Below are 22686 nucleotides of genomic sequence, written 5' to 3'. Positions count from 1 at the left end.
AACGAAAATGACGCGTATCATGATAACCGGCGCCAGCAATTCACTCATTCCGCGATGCTTGCGATTTCTGTCACTTTCCCATGCATTCGATAACAGAGGCTAAAACACTATGCGAATTGCCATATTATCCAGAAACGCCAATTTGTATTCTACAAAGCGCTTAAAAGAAGCTGCAGTACACCGAGGTCATTCAGTCGACGTCGTTGATACGATGCATTGTTACATGGACGTTACCAGCAGTCGACCCTCAGTACGATATATGGGAAAGGCCTTACCGAAATACGACGCAGTTATCCCCAGAATAGGTGCATCAGTTACATTTTACGGCACGTCAGTTGTTCGGCAATTTGAAATGATGGGTACATTCTCCATCAACGAGTCGGTAGCTATCAGTCGCTCTCGGGACAAGCTGCGTTCATTGCAATTGCTTTCCCGAAAAGGCATTGGCATGCCGCGAACAGGATTTGCCAACCGCCCTGACAAAATCGACGATTTAATAAAAAATGTGGGTGGTGCCCCCGTTGTTATAAAGCTTCTAGAGGGAACCCAAGGGATTGGCGTTGTGCTCGCTGACACGCAAAAAGCCGCTGAGTCGATTATCGAAGCGTTTATGGGTTTGAAGGCGGATATTCTCGTTCAAGAGTTTATAAAAGAAGCTGGCGGATCTGATATCAGGTGCCTGGTCGTGGGGGGGAAAGTTATCGCCGCAATGAAGCGGCAAGCCGCTGAAGGAGAATTTCGTTCCAACCTGCATCGAGGCGGTAAAGCTACCGTTGTCCGTTTATCTCCTTTAGAGCGCAAGACGGCTGTGGATGCCGCTAAAACTATGGGATTGAATATGTGCGGCGTTGATTTGTTGCGTTCTAACAATGGCCCTGTAGTGATGGAGGTTAATTCATCTCCGGGACTTGAGGGCATCGAAAGTGCTACGGGAAAAGATGTTGCTGGCATGGTTATCGAATTTATTGAAAAAAATGCTAAGCCGAATAAAACACGAACACGAGGGAAAGGTTAATGCGCGCATTGTCGATTGCTGGAATAGAGGTTCTTCCGGGTGAGTCGAAACAGGTTGAACTTCCAATGCCCCCTTTGTACACCGATACGCATATGTCGATACCTGTATATGTTCAGCGCGGAAAAAAAGACGGCCCCACCTTGTTCGTCAGCGCTGCGATTCATGGTGATGAACTAAATGGAATAGAAATTATCGCGCGCTTAATACGCAACAAGGCGATAAAAACGCTGAAAGGCACGCTCATTGCTGTCCCAATGGTCAATGTATACGGCGTATTAAATCAAAGTCGCTACTTGCCGGATAGACGTGACTTAAATCGGAGTTTTCCTGGCAGTAAAAAGGGCTCTCTCGCGGGGCGAATAGCACATTTGTTTCTGAATGAAGTGGTCAGCAAGTGCGACTACGGCATTGACTTACACACTGGGGCTATTCATCGCAGCAACCTTCCACAAGTGAGAGCAAATCTCGATGATGAAAAGACATTGGCCATGTGTAAGGCATTCGGGCTTCCGGTCATGTTAAATTCTGATATTCGCGATGGTTCTTTGAGGCAAGCTGCAGCAGACTTGGGCGTTAAGGTTTTGTTGTACGAAGCAGGCCAAGCGCTTAGATATGATGAATTTTCTATTCGCGCAGGTCTCAAAGGGATCATCAATGTCATGCGAAATATTGGCATGTTAAATAAAAGTAGAAGTAAAAAAGGCCATGAGATTGAGCCTTTTATCGCGCGTCAAAGTGGCTGGGTACGTGCGCATGAGAGCGGGTTAGTTCATCATATTGCTCAACTTGGCGATCACGTGGAGAAAGGTGATATTCTCGCGAAAATTTCAGACCCATTTGGCCATGAATTAGGCAAGCTACTTTGCCCTGCGGAGGGAATTGTAGTTGGCAAGCAGAACATACCGCTTGCGCAAGAGGGAGAGGCCATGTATCACATTGCTTATTTTTCTGCGCCGGACACCGTTGCCGAAAACGTCGAACTATTGCAAGACAATTTAGTGTTAAACAACTTACCCATAGTCTATTAATAAGCTGCGTTGTGAGGAAGCTCTGAGTGAACAAGCTAGATTCAAAAATAATAGTAGGCGCCCTAGAGCTGTGCGATTTGCCCCTGCTTTCAATAGAAAACTTAAACGTACGTGTGGACACAGGCGCGGCAACCTCTTCTTTGCATGTAGATAACATTGATGAGTTTGTAAGAGATGAAGAGACTTGGGTTAGTTTTGATATTCACCCTGACATACACGATGTCGATGAAATTGTCAGACGAGAAGCAAGAGTAAAAGCAGTACGTAAAGTGAAAAGCTCTACCGCGACTAAAGAGCGCCGCTATTTGATTGAGACCGATATCGCATTAGCTGGTCAAGTCTGGAACATTAACCTAACGCTTACTGACCGCTCTGAAATGACTTACCTTATGCTCTTAGGCAGAGAAGCAATGTCAGGCAGGTTAATTGTCGATCCCGAGGAACGGTATTTACTTGGCACTCGATAACAAAGTCACATGATAGCCTACGACGCTCTTTCTATTGTACATGGCTCTTGAAAAACTTTGACACCCGCCCCACATCCAAATGTGAATGGCGAGAGACTATTAGCGCAAGTTAAAGGAGTAATACATACATGACCACGATTGTATCCGTACGCCGCAACAATCAAGTTGTCGTCGCGGGCGATGGCCAAGTGTCGCAAGGCAATACCGTAATGAAAGGCAATGCGCGTAAAGTTCGCCGTTTGTATCACAATAAAGTGTTAGCTGGTTTTGCGGGCAGTACCGCGGATGCCTTTGCACTTTTTGAGCGTTTTGAGAGCAAGCTCGAAATGCATCAAGGCCACTTAACTAAATCGGCTGTCGAACTTGCGAAAGACTGGCGAACCGAACGTTCTTTGAGGCGACTTGAAGCGGTGCTTGTGGTAGCGGATAAAGACGCTTCACTAATGATTATTGGTAATGGCGACGTGGTGCAAACTGACAACGACCTAGTGACGACTGGATCTGGCGGCGCTTTTGCAAATGCCTCTGCCACCGCATTACTGGAAAATACAGAGCTAAGCGCAGAGGAAATTGCGCGCAAAAGCTTGAAAATTGCAGGTGATATCTGCGTTTTCACAAACGATCATCAAACCGTAGAGAGTTTGAACTACTGAGCCATTGTAGTGGCTCAGCATGCCCTAATTTACAGCAGGATTTTATATGTCGGAAATGACGCCCAGAGAAATAGTTCACGCCCTTGATAATCATATCATTGGACAAGCAGACGCAAAACGCGCTGTGTCTATTGCCCTTCGAAACCGCTGGCGCAGAATGCAGTTGGATGAAGAATTACGTCAGGAAGTCACCCCTAAGAATATTCTCATGATTGGACCAACAGGTGTTGGTAAAACAGAAATTGCGCGACGTTTGGCGAAAATGGCAAACGCGCCATTCATCAAGGTCGAGGCCACTAAATTCACGGAAGTGGGCTATGTGGGCAAAGAGGTCGAAACCATTATCCGCGACTTAGCTGATATTGCAGTGAAAATGACAAAAGAGTCTGCCGCTCATAAAGTGAAATTTAGAGCGGAAGAAGCGGCAGAAGACAGAATCTTAGATATTTTGATCCCACCGCCCGAAAACACCTTTGGTGATAAAGAGCCAGTAGAAGATCGCGGCACCAGGCAAGCCTTCCGTAAAAAGCTGCGCGAAGGGCAATTGGACGATAAAGAAATTGAAATAGATATATCTTTACCTCAGGTAGGTGTTGAAATCATGGCGCCTCCAGGCATGGAAGAAATGACGAATCAGCTTCAAGGTATGTTTCAAAACTTATCGGGCGATAAAAAGAAAAAGAAAAAGCTCAAAATAAAAGAGGCTTTTAAGCTCTTAGTTGAAGAAGAGTCAGCAAAGCTGGTGAATCAAGAAGATTTGAAAGAGCAGGCAATTCACACCTTAGAGCAAAACGGCATCGTGTTTATTGATGAAGTGGACAAAATTTGTAAGCGCGAAGGTGTTACAGGTGGCGGCGATGTTAGCCGAGAGGGTGTTCAGCGTGACTTGCTTCCTTTGGTTGAAGGTTCAACCGTGACAACTAAGCACGGCATGGTAAAAACAGACCATATCCTGTTTATTGCATCGGGGGCATTTCAGATGTCTAAACCCTCAGATTTAATTCCTGAGTTACAGGGGCGTTTGCCAATCAGAGTTGAGCTTCAAGCCTTAAATGTGGAAGATTTCGTGCGAATCTTGACTGAGCCAAATGCTTCACTTACCGAGCAATATCGAGCACTCATGAAAACGGAAGGTGTGGATGTAGAGTTTGAAACTACAGGTATTCGAAAAATCGCTGAAGCAGCCTGGCAAGTGAATGAAAAGACCGAGAATATTGGGGCTCGACGTCTTCACACCGTTATGGAACGTCTGATGGAAGATATTTCTTTTGATGCATCAGATAAAAGCGGCGAGTCGTTCATTATTGATGCCGACTATGTGAATGATCATTTAGAGTCGCTGGTAGAAAACGAAGACTTGAGTCGCTTCATTCTGTAGATGAACCCGAAGGGCGATTGATTCAATCGCCCTGATAGCTTGCCCAAGCGTCGTGAGTTTCCCCCAAACACACTTTTATTGTGCCGGTAAAGATATCTCGCGAGGCAATACGAATTTGGTCATGAATGTATTTGGCGAGAAACTCAGTCGTCGTGAGTTGCCCTTCAAAAATTGAAAGCTCGTCCAAGTTTTGATAATTCAGCTGCGATAGCACGTTTTTTGTAATGGATTTGGCTTCACCAATATCCAATACCACATTTTGTTCAGTGAGTTGAACAGATTGAAACTCTACATCTGCAACATAGGTAGCACCGTGCATGTTTTGTGCAGGGCCGAAAAACGGGTCGGGGAGCGAATGAGCAATCATGATAGATTCTCTGATTTTTACGGTGAACATGCTGTTTGCAGCCTCATCTTGTATTGTTTAGGGATATTCAATGCACCAAATTAAGCCTTCGCTTAATTGTGCGTTACGAAGCGCCTTGAAGAATGCAGGAGCATCTGTAAGCGCTACATTAGGAGCAAATAATTGATCATATTTAGCATCCTCAAGTAGCGTCAGCGCAAGTTTCTTTCGACTTTCGTAGCTTTCATCCGCTTTGCTCTTAGGGATGCTCGATACTTGCGAGCTAATGATGTTTAAACGGTTGTAGTGAAAATGCTTGGATAGATCGAGTGTAAGTTTACCGCCTAAATGCCAGCTCAATTCGACAATCTTACTTTCTAGGCGTGTGTTGTCGATACACCACTGTAACCCTGCTTGCGTGCTACTGGTATGGTATAGCAAATCATATTTACTAGAATGCGAAGATGATGAAAATGCATCAAAGCCAAGCTCATTGGCTTTGACTCTTCGCCAAGGGTCGTTCTCAATCACGCAGACTTTGTCGTAGCCTTTGTTTTGTAGTGTCAGTGCCAGTAATGCGCCGATATTGCCGAAGCCACATACAGCGATAGTATCAGCATCATCAAGTGCGCTTTCAGAATCCCAAAGCGCATTGATGATGGTTTCCATATTGCTGATCAAGGTCATTCTGCGAGCAGGTAAATGTTTCGGAAGGGAAAAGGTAGAGGATTTATCTACATATGCGTATTGCTGATGCGGGTGAAGTACATGGACTAGATCTCCTGACGGTGTTGCACCTACCAGAGAGTAACCGTACTTAATGGGGAGTTTAAAACTGCCCTGCATGTAGGGAACCTGCATGTGCTTTTCTAGCGCAAGGGGAACCTTCCCAAGGGCGACCATTTTTTCAGTGCCGCTGGATATCATCGAAAATCGACTGCTGACTCGAAGTTTAGATGAATATTCGCTTGAACCTTGCTGAGGCATTAGCAAGGTCGTTTCATTATCAGTGTGCCATACGCTTAAGTTATCAATGTGCGTATCATGTTCGGGCAGCGTCTGGTTCATAGTTGACCGGTCACCATTATTGCATCGCCCATTTGCGTATAAATAACGTTAGTGAGCGCTTGCGCTTGGTTTACCTCCGTTATTTCAGGCAGACTCACCAGTGAGTGTCCGGAGCCAAACACAAGTGGCGCCACGTGCAGTTGTAACCAACATAATGCATTTGATCTTAAAAATGCTTGAATGGTGGTTGGTCCGCCCTCAACCAAAATCGAATGGATGTTCTCACAAGCGAGTTTAGCCAGCGCATCCGCTACGCCCCTATCTGCCTGTTTACCGCTATAGCCAAGCGTCCGTACTTGGTTTAACTTGAGCTCTGCTAGATTTATCTTTGCTACGCATTCATGCCGGCACAACAAATAGTTTCTCATTTCAGGGATGTCTGGGAGTCCATTTAGCTCATGTGATGAACTACATAAAATAATACGCGCAGGGTTTGGCCCAAAGACGTGGCGCACATTCAAACTTGGTTTTTCTGATCTTGCGGTATTCCCACCAACTAGCACACCATCCACAAGTGCTCTAATGCGATGCGCGTGCTCTAAGTTTTGCTGATTGCCAATCCACTTACTTGTACCAGATAAGGTACACACCTTTCCATCTAAGCTTTGTGCCATATGCGCTATGACAAACGGCGTGTTGCTATGATGCAAAGACGACGTAGCAAGGGGCACATATAGCTGTAGGAATGATTTTAATTGACCGTCCAATCCTTTTTTGAAATACAAAAATAGTCTGTCGCTAAACACTTCTTGTTGCTCGTAAGCGGATATTGTAATGCTCTTGCTAGCGATTAACAGTTCGAAACCGTATAGCGCTGGTTCATCATTTTGGTACTGTCTTTGCCATGTGGATTGATCAATAAAGTGGAAACCTTCGGCCGAGAATCCAATGATAAAAAACGATTCCTCATGACTTTTGCATGCCGTCTTAAGGGCAAGTATGTGCGTCCAATAGTGGTTTAAATCATTCACAGTAATTCTCTACTATCCTATTTTGCTCTGAGGGTTATCGATAAGCTGTACACCGTCAGGCAGCACTGGAAATACTAAAGCCGAATCGCGCTGGCTTGAGGGCTTGTCGCTTTTGCCGTAAGCGCTAGCACAAGCATTTGCAAAAATACTCATAAAGCCCTCGTGCCGGATATTGCCTTTATGGCCTCGTAAATTAATGCCTTTTATAAATCCGTGCTCCCTAAAACTGCTTATAAAGCGTTCGTTCTTGCTGATGACATGCACAGGCGTTTCCAATCCCATCCGTGGAATAGCAATTAACGGAGGTTGATGATCGCCAAATACCACCAGCACCATATCATCCTCTTGATGCTCAAGAGCAAATTCCATTACGCACTCAAGCTGGTAAGCAATAGATGCAATGTACTTGTCGTGATTTGAGGAGTATTTTTCCTTGGTGGTGTCACCACGGTACGCTTTTGAATTAATAACGCGCCAATCTTCGGCAATTGAAAGCGGTGAAATCCAAGGAATGTGAGAGTTCATGGTGCAATAAAACATGGAAAATGGCTTATCGCATTTTTTCTTAGCAAAATCATAAGTATGATTGATCACATACTGGTCGGGTGCACAGTATCGCTGTTTAAGCCCAAAGAAGGGGAGAATATGACCTTTAAAATCCATACTGTCCCAATCGATAATATGGTCGCTTTGAAAGCAGCGTTTTATAGAATCCCAATTGACATCTTTGTTATCAACGCCTCCCATAGGGCAGCTAAGCACATTTTCATAATCGTTTGCGTGCAGTAAGTGGAATATGGACTGGTATTCATCAAAATGGCTATGGGTATTGAACAGCGTCTCGTAGAGCTGGATGTTTTCAATTTTTGTGCCGTACATAAAGGTACAGTAACTTAACCATGAGCCACCGCTATAAATCGGTGCAGTGGAAAAATGCGAACTTACGTGAAGCTCTGCTGCGTCAAATTTATCACTATATTTACCGATAACATCCTTCAAGCCAATTGCTAACTTAGGATCTTGATAAATTCGAGCGCCATAAGATTCTATGCATAAAAAGACAAAATTAGGTTTTGAATTAAGCTGTAAGTTGCTGAACAGATTTTTTGACTGAAAGGCTTCCACGCTCTGGGTCAAAATAGGTTTATATTTTTGGCAAAACATCAGATTGCGAAAAATGTGCAAGCTGAAGGAAAACACGTTTCGCCAATGCAAATCAGCATAGCGAAAGTTTCTCCAGTGCATTAACTTAACCGGAAATGCGCGTTTGCTGTGCTTTTTCTTTTTACCCTTACTCCATTCAAACACGCCAAAACCAATCAACAAGGCTAGTGCACTAAGGGTCACTAAAGGATGAGCTGCATACTCTGAAACCAAGAAGCTATTTGCTTTGAGGATGCCATAGGCAATAGTGAGGACGATTAAAACAACAATAAAGATTAGGGCTAGCGCTCTTGCTTTAAAGACGACAATACCGGTTTTAATCAGTGAAAAGTCGCTTAAGAATGCGGGTGTTCGACTGAAAATAAAGAGCATCACCGACAAATATATGCTGTACACAACACTTATCAGCAGTACGAAAGAGGAGATGTAAACGGTAATCTCGGTTCCAGCGCCCACTAACAATAGCAGCAGCAGAATAAAGCAGTATTCGAACTGTAAGCGAAAGGGGTCTGAAAAATCGAGCTTAGTAAAGAGCAGGTCGCGCAGTGTGCGATGGCGCGCGCGCTTTTCGAAAAGAAAGCTGAATGGGTTGGCTTGCTGACGCGTATTGAGTAAGTAAAAGGGTAAAAAGCTCAACACATTGATTGTTAGCAATGCAAGCCAAAACATCTTAATCTCTCCCTCCACTATTTTTGTGCTCAACCCCTGCTTTTGAAATGACAATGGCTTGATATTTCATGCAATTTCTTGCGTACAAACTCTCTAAACTAAAGCCACCTCTAAACGCTTGCCAGCCAAGATGATTGGGGGATAAGAGTAATAGTGCAGAAAGTAATCGCCTTTTCAACCCAGCGAAAAACACAGAATACTGAGGCATATACTTGCTCAAGTCATATTCAGTAAGCGTCACTTTATGCGATAAATCGTCATGAGTCTGGTGATGGAATTTTAGATAATGTTGGCGCTGAAATACTTCGTAGAGCTGCCAATCGCGCATGTATTGTTTAACAAGTGTATCTTGTGCATTAGGCGTGAGAACATCTTCAACAATAATTAACTTGCCCTCAGGTTCAAGCATTGAAATCAGGCGAGTAATGGTATTTGCAATATCTGGGCTGTGTTTAATAGATTCCACCGCAACAATGAGCTTGAAAGGATGATCAAAGTCATCATCATAAGAGCGAGTTTCAAAGTGTAAATTTGTCAGCTGAGCGGGTTTAAGCTTGTTGGCTAAACTGACTTCGTCTTGGCTTAGACTAATACCGATTACCTTAGCCTGACTTTTCTGAGCTAATAGCGTGGCGCCCCATCCGACACCGCATCCCGCATCCAGAATGTATCCGTCTTGAGGGATATTCACTGCTTTAGCCATCCACTGGTATATGTCACAAATATGTTCATCTTCAAACTGCAAAGCTTTATGAATCGGATGTGCAGTTTGTGCGTTGCTTTTGACTTCGCTGGAAAGCAATTCGTCGTAAAGCTTAGAAACCAGATGCTCGGTCATGCTTTGGCCTTCGCAAGTTTAAATATGAATTTACCGGTACCTTCGATGGGCTTATTGTTTTTAATGATGGCCATTGGGTCCGGTCGTTTTAAGCCAAAAGATAAGAGGTATTTCTTGCGTTGTAATGGGTATTGGTCTGGAATGACATCAATCACTTCGAAGCCATTTTTTTTAAATAGCTCGGTCCATTCAATGAGGGATTTCGCACCCTGATTACCTTCAGCATTTCGCATGCCAAGCGCTTGTTTAAACCATTTCCAAATGAGCGTTTGCGAGTTTCTTACCAATATGCAATAGCGTGCATCAGCCTTACCTACGCGACGAAGCTCTTGCAAAACACTATCTTGATTGAGCATGCGTTCCAATGAGCCTAGGCAGGTGATAACACTGAAGCTATTATCGTCAAAAGGAAGTGATTCTGCATTAGCTTGCTGTACTCTCGCATGCGGCAGTCGAGCCTTGGTTTTTTCTACCGCCACACTGGAAATATCGACGCCAGTTAGTTGGCATTTATAATCATCTGCGGCTTGTAATAGACGACCCAGACCGCAGGCCACATCCAGAAGTTTGTCAGCCGGATTTATCGCTAGGAATGATAAAAACACTCGATAGGCATCCACTTTACGCAAGTAGCGCTCACCCTTGTTTTGATAAGTTTTGTCGAACCATTTGATGATTTGTTCTTGCTGACTACTTGGTGTTGGACTGGCCGTTTCTTGGCCGCTAGTGGACGATGATTTACTCACGACCAATACCTCCCTGTTTTATGCATGTAATGTTGATAGGCGTCGCCGTATTTGTGTAGCAAAAAATCCTCTTCCATTTTAATTTTTACATGCATGTACGCGATGTAATAAAACAGCCCAAGTAGCAACCAAACAGAGCCCAAACTCACAACGATACCAAAGTAAAATGTGTACATACCAAGTTGCGTTGGATTACGAGAGTTTCTAAATACCTTGGTTGTATGCAGAGTAAAGTCCTCACCATGCTGCGAATTATTTTGGCGAATTGAATAAACGCTCGATAGCGTAATGCATCTACCTAAAACGATGAAAAACACGCCCAAGCTAAATGTCATGGCATTCATCTGAATGGCAGGGTTTAGCGGGAGTTGGATCAAATCGAGCATTAGTAAAAATGGCAGAAGAAAAACAAAGTACACGCCAAGCAATGGCAAAAAAAGCAGGATTTTTAAAGGCTTGGCGAGTAAAAATATGCGTTGGTAAGATGCAGAATAGCTGTTGGTAAGTTCTTTTTTTGCCCGCCAAATCGATACATTGGAAGCAACGCTTGGGACGTGCACAAGCGCAAGCTCCAGAGCAATGCTAATGTAAGCAGCTGAAACAATAACAAGTAGGATTACATCATGGTTCATAAGTGGCACCTAACTATTTCCAGCACACTGCAGTGTATGTGTCGTTTCAAGGTTCAACAGCAAACGATGAAATTCAAGCGTCACCTCATTCCACGAGCGAAGCGCGGTATCATGTGATTGGCAAAGCTCACTGTATTTTTCTGTATCGTTAATTAATTCGCTAAGCACCTTTGCAACCTCACGACTGTCTAATGTATCCAGATAGCGAACGTGACCGCTTTGGCGGAAATAGTCCATTTCCCCGGTTTTTGCTGAAAGCATGGGTAAGCCAGAACTTACAGCTTCTAGGCTCACCATTGAAAATGGCTCAAAAGGTGACAATTGAATCAACAAGTCCGCCTTAATCATAGCCTCGTTTAGTTCGCTTTGCGTCACTGTGCCACCATATTCAATACGCCTGCGTAAACCACTTTGTTGCATTGATGTGAATATTTTTTCGGCATGCTCGGGCGAGAAGTCACAATCACCGTAAAAATCAAGCGTCCAGTCAAGATGTTTAATTTGAGACAAGGCCTCAATTAGGAGCTCGTATCCTTTATTTGGTATCAGGTTAGCGACCACCAGCAAGCGTTTTGGGGCGTTTGAATATTGAGATTTTCGCTTCCACTGGGCGGGTAATCCGGGCATAACCATCTCTAACTGGGCGTCTTTGAGCTGATATTCAGCTTGCATGTACTGAGTGCAAGCAGTGCCTGTAGTCACAAGCATGCTGCGCTGAATAAGCTGCTGCATGCTCATGCATTCGTGTGTACATTCGCAGCTTTTATCAGAATTGCTTAGCTTAGCTGATTGCGCATCCAACTGTAGTTCAGGGGGTAAATGGCACAATATGATAGGGCGGCTCAATTGAACCTCATTTGCATCAGAGCTAAGTGCTAACAATAGCGCATTTAACTCTATACTGTCGATAATCACATGCTCGCTAGCGCAAGAGTGAGCGTTTTGTCCAGCATCGGCTAAGTACGATTTTGCATCATGGTGAACAACCTCATAACCCAGCTTTGACAATCCACCAAGCACGTAGTCGTTATAGATATAGCCTCCTGACACTTTATTGTCAGATTGCATGCAAACGAAATTAATACGCTTTTGCATAACGCAAGACCTCATAAAACGATATTGAGAAAGATATACTCACAATAAGGATGCTCAGCCATAAAATGACGCTTTGGACATTCACTGGTGCGATAATTGCCGCTAAGAGTAAAACAAAGTTTATTCCCGCCAGCCATGCTGCATAGGCTTTCTTACTCTCTTTAAATGCATCTAATGCAAGCTGCCAAATCATCACTCGATAGCCATACCTCAGGATACCGGGCAACAATAACCACAGCCCAAGCGAGGTGGTAAAATAGAAATACATCCCCATTATCATCACAAAATACGCATCTACTTCCATGTCAAATACGCGTCCAAACTCCGAAGTTTGAGCGAGTCCACGGGCAACAAAACCATCAATCACATCCATCAGTACGCAAAGCGACAAGAGTACGAAGAGGCTAAGTTCGTTCATCATTGGATAAAATCCCAGCACTATGGAGCAAATCATAAATCGGATTAAAGTGAGCCAGTTAGCTAATCCTCCATAAGGCCTAAGCGTGCATAAAAACCGATGACTCCATAGAATCAGAACAACAAACATCGTCAGCGCAAAACAAATCAAGGGAACAAGACTGCCTGCGATCAAACTTGCAAATACAGCGAATGCGCTGACAAGTGCATGGTAATTAGACCAAGTCTCCAGTTTTGATTGTGGAATGCCTGTAATCAATTTAGCTAACTTTGTGATGTTTTATTCATATAACTCCAATTAGGACATTTAGTTGCATGTAGCATCAAAAAGTTACGCAATAAAACGGCCTCGACAGTCCAAGATAGCATTGCTATTCGCATATGAGTATGCAATAAATATTAAAAATAGACCAAAATTTAACCAGCCGAATATTTGACTCGCTTAACCATGTTAACTTTTACTCGAATGATGTTCTGATGAAGACGACCTATCAGAATCAAGCAGATTCTTACCTAAGGTCTCAATCACTGGGCTTTGCTCATTTTGTGTTGTTGCTTTCACTTACGCCGTTCATTTTCAACTTAAGCTTATTTAAGATTGGTCACCAAAATTTCGTCGCATCGGAATACTTAATAGATCCGCTTAGGTTTGAGGGATTGAACTATGCACAACTCAATGCAGGTGAACTCGAAAAACCCATACCACCGAAAGTGGATATAGATTCCACCCTCAGGCACACCGTATTTGTCATTTTTAATATCAGCCCTGAGCAGTTCTGCTCAAACCTTGACGCAAGAAATACCAATTTTTTCTTTCTTGTCTTTCGGCCTCCCGAACTTGTTCAACCATGCGCACAATACCGGCGCAGTTTGCAAATTTACATAGAGCAGTTGAAGCAATACAATCAAGCGATCAATGCTGAGCAATTAGATAAAAAGAAACTAGTCGCGCAAGCGAATGAATTCTTAAGTCAAGCACAAGAGAAAGCAATAAAACCGCCGGCCCAGCAAGCAACAGTCATAAGCCGTTCACAAGGCTATTTCGAGACGCTGTTTGCTCAGTTTGAATTAGATACGTCGAGTGAAGATAAGCTCACACCAGCAGGACTTGTTGTTTTGCTAACGTGGTTGTTGGCAAGCTTATTTTTGATTCCTGCTTTGTTTGTTTGCCTGCGGGAAAAGGCCTGGTTTCTTGCCATATTCGGCTTGTGCCCGCCTGCTTATAACTACCTTGTTTATTTACTGGCGCTATTCCTTGATGACCCAACATTGGGGTTTTATCAAATTGAACTTCCTCTTCTAGCGCAGCTTTCACTGCTTGTTTTTTTGCTAAGCGGAAAAGTTCGATCGCGCTCCTTTGCTGGATTTTCAATTGTGGTGTTAGCGCTTATAGCGATAACGCTTTCAGACTATGGTTCTTATGTAGCGGGTCTTTTAGGGCAAGCCTTGACCCCGGTTCGGCAAAGCGCCTATCACAGTGCATTTGTGGTGCATATTATCCCTATGCTCATGTTTATAATAGTTGCAGTCATAGGCCGTCTTTTCGTAAAAGGCGCAAGGCAAAACTGGGGTTTAATTAAGGATCTTGGATGGTCGAGAACGACTATCGCTATTGCTCGCTCAGTGTATGCGTGGATTCCCATGGGTGCACTTTGCCTTCCTTTCTTTTGGCTTACGCAACACTATATTCCAAAGACCATCACTAATAATTTACACGAACAGGGCATTATGCAGTTTGCATATTCACCTAAGCAGACGGTTTTGGATAATTCATTAGTCTCCACCGCGCACCGCGTAGATGATATAAATTTTGTTTGGCACCTTAGCATTGAAGAACAAAAAGCTAATTTAAATTCCAACAATGAAAAGTTTCAAAAAGCAGACTTTACTAGGATTGTGGCTAGGCGATTTGACCAGAGCGTCCCCAAAAGCCTAGCGTTTAAAGAAAGTCGCTCAGGTGCCCCCCTAATTGGTTGGGCAGTTGATATCGCCAATAATGAGATGAAAGATTCTATCCAGTCAGCGTACAGCAAGCTAAGAAGCGACCTAAAGAAGGGCTTGACGGATTTGGTGGATGATCAGCAAACATCGATTAAAGAGCTGGCACGGAGTAACCTTGCTAAAGCGATGCGTGAACTTGAGAAAATGCGCGTTGCAGGGCAGAAAAAAATACAACTGGCAAATGCGATTACGCAAGCCGGTATATTCAATAGCTTTGCCTTTTTATATGCCTACCATCAGCTGGCGATGCTTTTGTTTTATTATGTGTGCGTGAAAAGTCTGCTGTATGTATTTGCGCGCGTCAGTGTCAATCAAAAGACAGGTATCTCTGTTACGCTAGGCGACTGCATTAGCGAAGAGCAATCACTTACAGAAGATTTTAACAACCTTCGCCGAACAGCTTCTGATGAGCTTGACAAGCATGCGCCAAGCATTATCTCGCACGGCAGTGAAATTAAGTTTTCGGGACCGGCTGGAACGACCATTTATCTTTCTCGAAAGTTTCAGTGCCGAGGTAAAGCCCCTAAACTTCGTTTCATTCAGCCCTTTAGTGCACCTTTCGCTCGAATGTTCAATGGTGCATATGGAATGAACGAACTTAATCTTACAAATGCCGATACCGATGTAGGTTGTTCATCTACCCAAGGCATTGAGTATTTTGAGTGGGATTTGAAGGATAACGAGCGTGTGGTCTTTGATTTCAAGAATTTTGTTGGTATTAGCAAAAGCGTGTCTCTCTCTACTCTTGTAAGTCCGCGCATTTCTTCATTTTTGATTGGTAATATTATTTATTCGCAAGCCAAGGGACCGGGGAAATTATTTCTTATGGCAAAAGGACGGGCGCAGGTATGCAGTGGCGACGTGCAGGTCGGCAGTTTGCCTCCACAGCGCATGCTGGCGATGGACGTAAACACTAAACTGTTCGTTGAGAGCGAATTAGACTTACTGAATGTGTATTGCAGCGACGCTTATATTAAACCTGTCCAAGGTACCATGATCATAGATGTTGATACTCAGACAGGCTCAAAATCTGGCTTGGGAACCTTTTTACGTCATTTCATTCTGCCCGGATAGTGCTTTGCAGAAAAACAGCCGTTTAGGTTCAAAACCACATTTTCTAATATATTTTACTCACTACTAAATGATTAGTGAGCTTTCAGTTGAACCGGGTCGAAGTCGCGCGACGGCAATGCAAATGCGCCTCGCTCAACTGGATGCTGAAAAGGCTTCGGTCGTGGAGCTGCGATCAGTTCTGCCGGTTTAAGTACTGTTTCTGGCATAAAGGCTCCGATATTAGGCGATGGCATAAAGATAGCTTTGCCGCCTACCACATCAATGACTTCATGATGCGAAAGAGTTTGGGTTCTTTTTTGCAATGAATTGACATTCTTGTCCATGTTGTTTCTCCGTCTAGTAAATAACTAATTGTGATTTTAATCTTTAATCGTCGTTCGCATGATTAGTTTTGTGCTTGCGCAGATGCTAAACTTAATCGATAGCACTGAACACACTAAATACCCATATTTGCTGATGCTCAGATTCTTAAAAAGGCATCACGTCCTTGTGTAAACGCTGCTTCCGTTGCAGTGAATATATAATACGCATGAACGTGTCTTTGAATAACTGGTCAAAAGCACTGTTTTGACTGAACGCTATAATTTCGATAGGCAAAGGAGACCAAGGCATTTTTGGACGATACCCAAGTTGGCAGCAAAATTTGTTTTTTCTGGTGCTTTTTGTGTTGGGTGTCGTAAGCAAGGTATATGCAAACGTTGATGTCACTATTGTAGGCGTTCAAGATGACGAAATTGAAGAAAACATCCGTTTACTACTCCACGAGATTGAAACTCCATTGGGCAGAATCAACGAGGAAAAGTATCAACAAACGCTTGTCAACCAAGCGCTAAGAGCCGTGCATGCTTTTGCTTATTATGATGCAAATATCGAGATAGAGTCACTCACCTTTTACGAAGGCTCTGCAGATAAAGTCAGTCGCGACAAAGAGTTAAGCTTCACTGTAAATGTAGACTTAGGATCAAAAACCATTATTGATAAAGTGGTAATGGTGAATGACGTCGCAGAGATTAATCAAGACGCAATACCGTCACAAATCACAGCGCTTTTAGCTAGCGTTGAGGCCTTAAAAGGCAAGCCACTTAATCATAAAACGTACGAGACGCTTAAAAACCAGCTGAAAACCTTTTCCCTATTGTATGGTTATTTTGACTTTAGTTTTGTATTAAGCAAGCTCATTGTTCAGCCTCCCGCAATAAATGAAAGCACAGGCTCAAATGAAGACATTCACAGCAGTGCAACCGTGCATTGGATTTTTTACCTTGGACAGCGATATCGATTTGGCGAACTGAGTTTTTTAAATGAAACACGTGGACAGGAATTGGCGAAAAGCGTGCAGACTTTTGAACAAGGGGATTACTTCGAGCAAAGCCTCGTTTCCACTTATTCAATTGATATTCAAAGTACCAACTATTTTAGTAGCAGCATTGCGCGTGCCAATGCAGATTTAGCGTCGGATTACAAAGTACCCATTGAAGTTATTCTAGAACCTAAACCGAAAGATACCTTTGAATTTGGGGTGGGTGTATCCACCGATACAGGGCCTAGATTTACTGTTGACTGGTCGCGCCCATGGGTCAATTTGGATGGGCACTCTCTTGGTTCTACGCTTTATTTGTCAAGACCGCGCAGAGCGGTAGAGTTAAACTATCGGATCCCCATGGCCAATCCTTTAAACGACTTTTATAACTTTCAGGCTGGCTATCGCCAAACTGATGAGAACCAGACTGAGAGTGACACGCTAAGCTTGTCAGCTCATCGCCAGTGGGGTGCCACCCAGGAGGACGATTGGGATAAAATTGCTTTTTTGCGTTTTGAGCAAGAGTCGTTTATTCAAGGTTTGAGTGAGGAAGAAATTAGCACTCGATTGTTATTACCGGGTTTTACCTTATCTCGAACGCGCAAACAAGGGGACATTTTCGTTTCTTGGGGTGATCTGCAAAGCATCACCATTGAGGGCGGGAGCAAGTCGCTGATATCAGATATTGATTATTTTAAAATACATGCGCGGACAAAATGGGTAAGAGAATTGGGTCGTCATCGTTTTATTGCTCGAGCTGATGCAGGCGCGATTGCTACGAACGATTTTAGCCAAGTACCTTCAACGCAACGGTTTTTTGCAGGAGGTGACCAAAGCATACGCGGTTTTGGCTTAGATGAAGTGTCAGACTTTCGAGTGTTGGAGCGCGACGGTGAAGCACAAAAAGACCTTATTGGCGGCAGGTTCCTCGCAGTCGCCAGTGTTGAGTATGCATATCAAGTAGCTGATGCGTGGCGTGCGGCAGTATTTGTTGATGCGGGTAATGCAAGCGATGACCCTGTCTCAGATGCAGCAATTGGCTTTGGGATTGGCGCGCATTGGCTTAGCCCCATTGGTACGGTTCGGATTTATTTAGCAAGAGGGATTAGCGATATCCCGGATAACGAGCAAAATAACCGCATCCATCTCATCATTGGGCCGGGTTTATAGATGACTGATACTAAGACCCAATCAAGCACTTCTGTAAACCAAGCGCGCTCTACTGGGGGGAAAGTCGGTAAATACCTCGCCTGGTCGTTTTTAGGTAGCGTGGTATTTGTGTTGATTCTGATTCTGCTTGCCGGAAGCACCTTAGGATTACGATTGCTGGCTCAGACCGCGAACCAGTATGAGTTAATTAGCGTGGAGGGTGTAAGCGGGAGTATTTACTCAAAAGTCTCGCTTAAAGACATTCAAATAGACCTGAATGAGGGAGCGAAAATTGAAATTCAGGATGTTGAAGTTGATACCAAGCTGTCTTGCTTGATTGACTTCGCAGTGTGCTTAGATTCAATAGCGGCTACAGATATTAAGTTTATCCTGTATACAGATGTAGCAAGGCCTAAAGCAGCTGACGAACAAAGTGAGAAGGTATATGTGAAGCTACCGCTGCCTGTTTCGATTGAGTCTGTCGAAATAGGACGCTTCAGTATGGTGCGCAAACTGAAAGCAGATGAAGGGGATGAAGAATTCGTAGTTGAAATACTCAGTACACTGCTTGAGGGCTTCACAGCGCGTGATGAATTTACACTAAAGCGTTTAAATATTGATGAGATTGCATTATTTGACTTAACAGATGTTAATGACAATGCGGCAACTGAATATGACGGCCAGACTGACTTCTCCCTTGCAAGGATAAAAGAGGTCTTGTCGACGGCCCCTTCTGTGAAGTTGCCCGATATATTTATTCCCGTTAACGCAAATATTCAACAAGCAAAGGCAAACAACTTATGTTGGGCTCAGGCACAAAGCGCCTCAGGTGCCTCATTGCAAACACAGACCGAAACAGAATCATTCGCAAACTGTGCTCGCAACGTTCTGCTCAAAGCAGACATACGTGAGCAGTTGCTCGAATCGCATCTTAGCGCACAGCTAGATGCAGTGCTCCCTGCATATGGGGTTCAGGCACAGCGTTTAAGCCTTGATATAGAGCTTGACGTGGAACAAGACTTTGAGCACTCACTCGAAGTGCAGGTGATTAAAGACGCTGATATAGACTCAAGCGGCGCTGTTGTCGAGCCGGCACAGGCATTAGTTTTGACCGCTAATGGCAATGTAAATAGCACGGAAGTATCGGCATTAATAAACGATTCGATGAGCAGCCCAGCTGTAAATTCCCCCCCAAACTCAGTGCTTGCTCGTGTGAATATTCAGAGTCAATGGGATACCCCTCAGCTACCGCTAACCGTGAACGCTAAAGCTGATTCTTTAGCGGGGCTTACGCCCTTTTTACAAGCCCCATTTTTGACAACCTTGGCCAACATGAATGTCTCTATTGACGGGGATTGGTCAGGATATGCAGCGTCTATTGATGTAAAAGTGCTGTCTGAGGCGATGCAAAATGCGGGACTATCGACAATTACTTTCGCAGGTGAAGTATCGCCACAAGATACTCGCATTGAAATAAAAAGCTTGAGCACAAGCGGTGAACTTGGCGTCTTTGATCTCACTGGGAAAGTAGTCATGGAGCCGACACAGAACGTGCCGACACTTATGGCGATTCATTCTAAAATTAATGCACAGTTCGACAAGCTTAACGTAGGGATGTTGCCTATTTTACGCGATACCCCTGTGGATATTGCGGCGTCAGGTAAAGAGAATCATGCCCCAAGCAGTAATATTAGCGGTGATTTTACGCTCAATCATGTATTCACAGAAAAGTGGATGACAGCAGATGTTGACTGCAATGAGATACGGGGGCAAATCAAACACCTGGACTTTTCCCTTGGCTGCGAATTAGGCTTGGATGAAAGCGGTTTGCTGACCATCAGTGAATTGACCTTCTCGCAAAGTCCTGACAGCAACACATCCGATAGCCCATCACAAACCAACCAGATCAACGCGGAGGGAAGTATTGAGTTCGCCAATTCACGTATTGAAGCGTTTAATACCGAAGCCGTGCTAGAAGCAAGCGGTGATTTGAGGATAAGTGCAGATATTAAGCAGCCGCAAGTCCTTGTGCCTGATTTGAACGGTCAGTTAATGTTAAATGCTGACATTAACGGTGCGCTGAGTCGTCCAGATGTCGTCTTAGATGCCAAGCTGAACGATATTATATACTCCGGCACGTCAAGTGAAGCCCTTAGCATGAATAGTGCAATCGTTAAGCTTGCTACGCGCGCTGAAGAGAATTTTGACACCAGAGCGTCAATGGATTTAGTTAATTTGCAGCTTGCAGAGGTGCTTGTGGATTCCGCTAAGCTTAGACTTAATGGCGATTTATCAGACCATGAGCTGAGTGTGTCTATCAATAGTGAGCATGGCGCAACTCGTCAAGTCATGACGGGTGAGATGCAAGTTGAAAACAGTAAGGACTGGCAATGGATAGGACGGTGGGTACAGGGTAAGTTTGACTTTCCATTTGTATCGCTCAATCTTAAAAAAGAGGTAAAGCAAGTCGAGCGTAAGCTCGATTCTGCGCCTTCTGCTGATGGGGGGGTATTGATTCGTTTAGCGAGCGACCAGCAAAACAATCAGAGTGTTTTGTCTGCAAGTGTGGGCGATCACTGTTGGCTTAGTGAAAAAGATGACACCTTGTGCATCAGCGCGCTGAAATACGATGCCAGTCAAAAGGTGCAGGCTAATGCTAATTTTGACATGGATTTTGAGATTGCCAGCATTGCGCGTCACTTCATGCCTGATGCGGTGCTGCCGGAGACCATGATCCCTTTAGCAACGCAAGCCCAAATTGTCTTGCATGCCGATAATGGGCTAAGCGCCTCGGCAAACAATCAAATTATTGGTGGCCGAGTCGACACGCCAAATCATATGTTGGAGCTCAATGCGATTATCGCCAATATGAGTCTTGATGAGAGTGTGCTATCGAGCGTGATTTATGCCGGTACTCAGGAAACGGGCATTCTAGGCTTGCAGTCATCACTTGATTTAACGCCAGGCAAGCGCGTCCATGAGGGCAAAGTGCGCCTCAGTGGATTTGATTTGAGTTTGCTACGCCGATTTATTCCTTCGATAGAAAAAATTCAAGGTGAGGTCAATGCAGACATTGGATTTGAAGGAGAGCTGATGCGCCCTATGCTCAATGGTGAGTTAAGCGTGGATTCTGGCGAGCTGACGGTAGATGCTTACACATATGCCCTAACCGATTTTCAGCACGATATGACCTTCAGTGGCGATGCAGCACAGATGACAGGTCTGTTCCAACTCGGCGACGGAGCAGCCAACTACAACGCCGAGCTAAATTTTGCCGAAGGCTTTGCCATTAAAGGTGAGCTTAAAGGTGAGGGCATGCAGTTTGCTTTTAATGATAGCGTTGCCAAGGTCTCACCAGATTTATTTTTTGACTTATCGCCTGGCGACTTAACACTTAAAGGGGTGGTTGCTATTCCTGAAGCAGAAATAAAAGTGAACGAACTGCCTGAGAGCGCTCGAACGCCTTCCAGCGATACCATTATTATTGGCGCGCCCCCACCTGAACCGGTTGTGCCCGTTGCAATGGATATCGATTTGAATGTCAAAATAGACCAGCAAGAGCGAGGATTTGTGAGCGTAGATGCGCTAGGTCTTGAGGCTACCCTAGCCGGTGATTTGCAACTTAAGGTTTCGCAAAAACGCAGTAAAGACAGTGACGAATTTCAACCTTTGCGAACCACCTTGAACGGCCAGGTGAAAGTGCTAAACGGCAGTTATGAAGCATACGGGCAAATGCTAGTGGTGCAAAGCGGCTCGGTATTTTTTAACGGCGAGCCCTCGCTTCCACAGTTCAATATACGAGCCATTCGAAACCCTTTGAATACAGAAGGTGACGTTATCGCAGGCCTACACGTAACAGGCAACCCCGTGGTACCAAGAGCTGAGCTTTTTTCAGAGCCGCCAATGTCTCAAGCACAGCAGTTGTCCTACTTAATGCAAGGACGGGATATCACCGTTGACAGAGAAAGTGGTCAATCCCAGTCTGATGCAGCATTGGTAAATGCCTTAGTGTCGTTTGGCGTAGGGCGAAGTGATAATCGCATTGGCCAATTTGGACGCGCCATTGGATTCGATTCGCTTAACTTGCAAACCGCAGGCACCGGTGAAAATTCCCAAGTGCAAATTTCGGGGCGCATCGCACAAGATATTCAAATCACCTATGGTATAGGCGTGTTTGATCAAGCTAGCGAGATTATTCTCAAATATCAGATTTTACCGCAACTGTTCATTGAGGCAAAAAGCGGTACCGACAGCGCGGTAGACTTATTCTATGAGATTTCGCGTGGGGAGTTTTTGAAGACCTTGGACTAATAGTCAAAAGGCTACAGAGCAATAAAAGGGCGTAAGCACATGGCGCTATTTTGCTTGCTCGCATGTGCTTACGCTGCATACCGTAAAATATCTAATGCCTGTCCTCGTTCATCGAAGCTTGCAACAGTGCGTCCCGATAATACCGGGCAATCAAGGCATGTCGGCTTCGTATTTCAAGCTTGCGATAAATGTTATGGCAATGGAACTTCACCGTTCGCTCACTGATGAAAAGCTCAGAGGCAATGCGTTTGTTTGGCAAACCCTCTAGAATTTTTTCAGCAATTTGGTTTTCTCGTTTTGACAGTGCTTCCCTAAATGACAGTGTTGGTTTAGATGGCAATGCTTGTTCAATTGATAATGACAT

19 protein-coding genes are annotated in these 22686 nt (G+C 44.3%); 8 read left to right on the top strand and 11 right to left on the bottom strand.

What is annotated here, in order from left to right:
- The first annotated feature begins 109 nt into the window (after positions 1-109).
- The 5 genes from rimK to hslU all read left to right on the top strand — a co-directional run bounded on the left by rimK (position 110) and on the right by hslU (position 4541).
- Positions 110-1015: a 30S ribosomal protein S6--L-glutamate ligase gene (gene rimK, locus PN836_RS09490; protein ID WP_395345081.1), complete on the top strand. Its 906-nt coding sequence runs from the start codon at positions 110-112 to the stop codon at positions 1013-1015.
- Positions 1015-2043: a succinylglutamate desuccinylase/aspartoacylase family protein gene (locus PN836_RS09485; protein ID WP_395345080.1), complete on the top strand. Its 1029-nt coding sequence runs from the start codon at positions 1015-1017 to the stop codon at positions 2041-2043. Before rimK ends, PN836_RS09485 begins: the two co-directional genes overlap by 1 nt.
- 26 nt (positions 2044-2069) lie before the next feature.
- Positions 2070-2510, top strand: a complete 441-nt coding sequence (locus PN836_RS09480; RefSeq protein ID WP_395345078.1) for an ATP-dependent zinc protease — start codon at positions 2070-2072, stop codon at positions 2508-2510.
- A 128-nt stretch (positions 2511-2638) separates the two neighbouring features.
- A complete protein-coding gene (gene hslV / locus PN836_RS09475; RefSeq protein ID WP_395345076.1) occupies positions 2639-3163 on the top strand; it encodes an ATP-dependent protease subunit HslV in 525 nt (174 codons plus the stop codon).
- Between the two features lie 46 nt (positions 3164-3209).
- Positions 3210-4541, top strand: coding sequence for an HslU--HslV peptidase ATPase subunit (hslU, locus tag PN836_RS09470; protein ID WP_395345074.1), 1332 nt, complete (start codon positions 3210-3212; stop codon positions 4539-4541).
- A gap of 22 nt (positions 4542-4563) precedes the next feature.
- Here the strand turns inward: hslU and PN836_RS09465 are convergent, their stop codons facing one another.
- Genes PN836_RS09465 through PN836_RS09425 form a run of 9 tightly spaced genes read right to left on the bottom strand, consistent with a single transcriptional unit; the run spans position 4564 to position 12524 of the window.
- Entirely contained in the window at positions 4564-4938 is a 375-nt protein-coding gene (locus PN836_RS09465) for a 6-pyruvoyl trahydropterin synthase family protein (RefSeq protein ID WP_395345072.1), read from the bottom strand.
- A gap of 27 nt (positions 4939-4965) precedes the next feature.
- Entirely contained in the window at positions 4966-5955 is a 990-nt protein-coding gene (locus PN836_RS09460) for a zinc-dependent alcohol dehydrogenase (RefSeq protein WP_395345070.1), read from the bottom strand.
- Entirely contained in the window at positions 5952-6926 is a 975-nt protein-coding gene (locus tag PN836_RS09455) for a RibD family protein (RefSeq protein ID WP_395345068.1), read from the bottom strand. Before PN836_RS09455 ends, PN836_RS09460 begins: the two co-directional genes overlap by 4 nt.
- Positions 6927-6938: 12 nt before the next feature.
- A complete protein-coding gene (locus PN836_RS09450; RefSeq protein ID WP_395345066.1) occupies positions 6939-8759 on the bottom strand; it encodes a sulfatase-like hydrolase/transferase in 1821 nt (606 codons plus the stop codon).
- 1 nt (position 8760) lies between these two features.
- A complete protein-coding gene (locus PN836_RS09445; RefSeq protein ID WP_395345064.1) occupies positions 8761-9597 on the bottom strand; it encodes a class I SAM-dependent methyltransferase in 837 nt (278 codons plus the stop codon).
- Positions 9594-10343 carry a class I SAM-dependent methyltransferase gene (locus PN836_RS09440; protein ID WP_395345062.1) on the bottom strand — a complete coding sequence of 250 codons (750 nt, stop codon included), beginning with the start codon at positions 10341-10343 and terminating at the stop codon, positions 9594-9596. Before PN836_RS09440 ends, PN836_RS09445 begins: the two co-directional genes overlap by 4 nt.
- Entirely contained in the window at positions 10340-10975 is a 636-nt protein-coding gene (locus PN836_RS09435; protein ID WP_395345060.1) for a methyltransferase, read from the bottom strand. The genes PN836_RS09440 and PN836_RS09435 overlap by 4 nt, the downstream gene beginning before the upstream one ends.
- A gap of 9 nt (positions 10976-10984) precedes the next feature.
- The gene (locus PN836_RS09430) at positions 10985-12070 is read right to left on the bottom strand and encodes a glycosyltransferase family 4 protein (RefSeq protein ID WP_395345058.1); all 1086 of its coding nucleotides are present in this window, start codon (positions 12068-12070) and stop codon (positions 10985-10987) included.
- The gene (locus tag PN836_RS09425; RefSeq protein WP_395345056.1) at positions 12054-12524 is read right to left on the bottom strand and encodes a CDP-alcohol phosphatidyltransferase family protein; all 471 of its coding nucleotides are present in this window, start codon (positions 12522-12524) and stop codon (positions 12054-12056) included. Before PN836_RS09425 ends, PN836_RS09430 begins: the two co-directional genes overlap by 17 nt.
- A 440-nt stretch (positions 12525-12964) precedes the next feature.
- Between PN836_RS09425 and PN836_RS09420 the strand changes: the two genes are divergently transcribed.
- Entirely contained in the window at positions 12965-15562 is a 2598-nt protein-coding gene (locus tag PN836_RS09420; protein ID WP_395345054.1) for a hypothetical protein, read from the top strand.
- Between the two features lie 71 nt (positions 15563-15633).
- Here PN836_RS09420 and PN836_RS09415 read toward each other — a convergent pair whose 3' ends face one another.
- Positions 15634-15885 (bottom strand): hypothetical protein, encoded by a 252-nt coding sequence (locus PN836_RS09415; protein WP_395345052.1) that lies wholly within the window; start codon positions 15883-15885, stop codon positions 15634-15636.
- Positions 15886-16226: 341 nt separating this feature from the next.
- On the opposite strand from PN836_RS09415, the gene PN836_RS09410 reads away from it, so the two are divergent.
- Both PN836_RS09410 and PN836_RS09405 read left to right on the top strand, forming a co-directional pair.
- Positions 16227-18032 carry an autotransporter assembly complex protein TamA gene (locus PN836_RS09410; protein WP_395345050.1) on the top strand — a complete coding sequence of 602 codons (1806 nt, stop codon included), beginning with the start codon at positions 16227-16229 and terminating at the stop codon, positions 18030-18032.
- The gene (locus tag PN836_RS09405; protein ID WP_395345048.1) at positions 18033-22322 is read left to right on the top strand and encodes a translocation/assembly module TamB domain-containing protein; all 4290 of its coding nucleotides are present in this window, start codon (positions 18033-18035) and stop codon (positions 22320-22322) included. It begins immediately after the preceding gene.
- A gap of 91 nt (positions 22323-22413) precedes the next feature.
- Here the strand turns inward: PN836_RS09405 and PN836_RS09400 are convergent, their stop codons facing one another.
- Positions 22414-22686 carry a response regulator transcription factor gene (locus tag PN836_RS09400; RefSeq protein ID WP_395345046.1) on the bottom strand — a complete coding sequence of 91 codons (273 nt, stop codon included), beginning with the start codon at positions 22684-22686 and terminating at the stop codon, positions 22414-22416.

The organism is Ningiella algicola (assembly GCF_028401415.2).
GTDB lineage: Bacteria > Pseudomonadota > Gammaproteobacteria > Enterobacterales > Alteromonadaceae > Glaciecola.
This window is presented reverse-complemented; position numbering and strand designations above follow the sequence as displayed.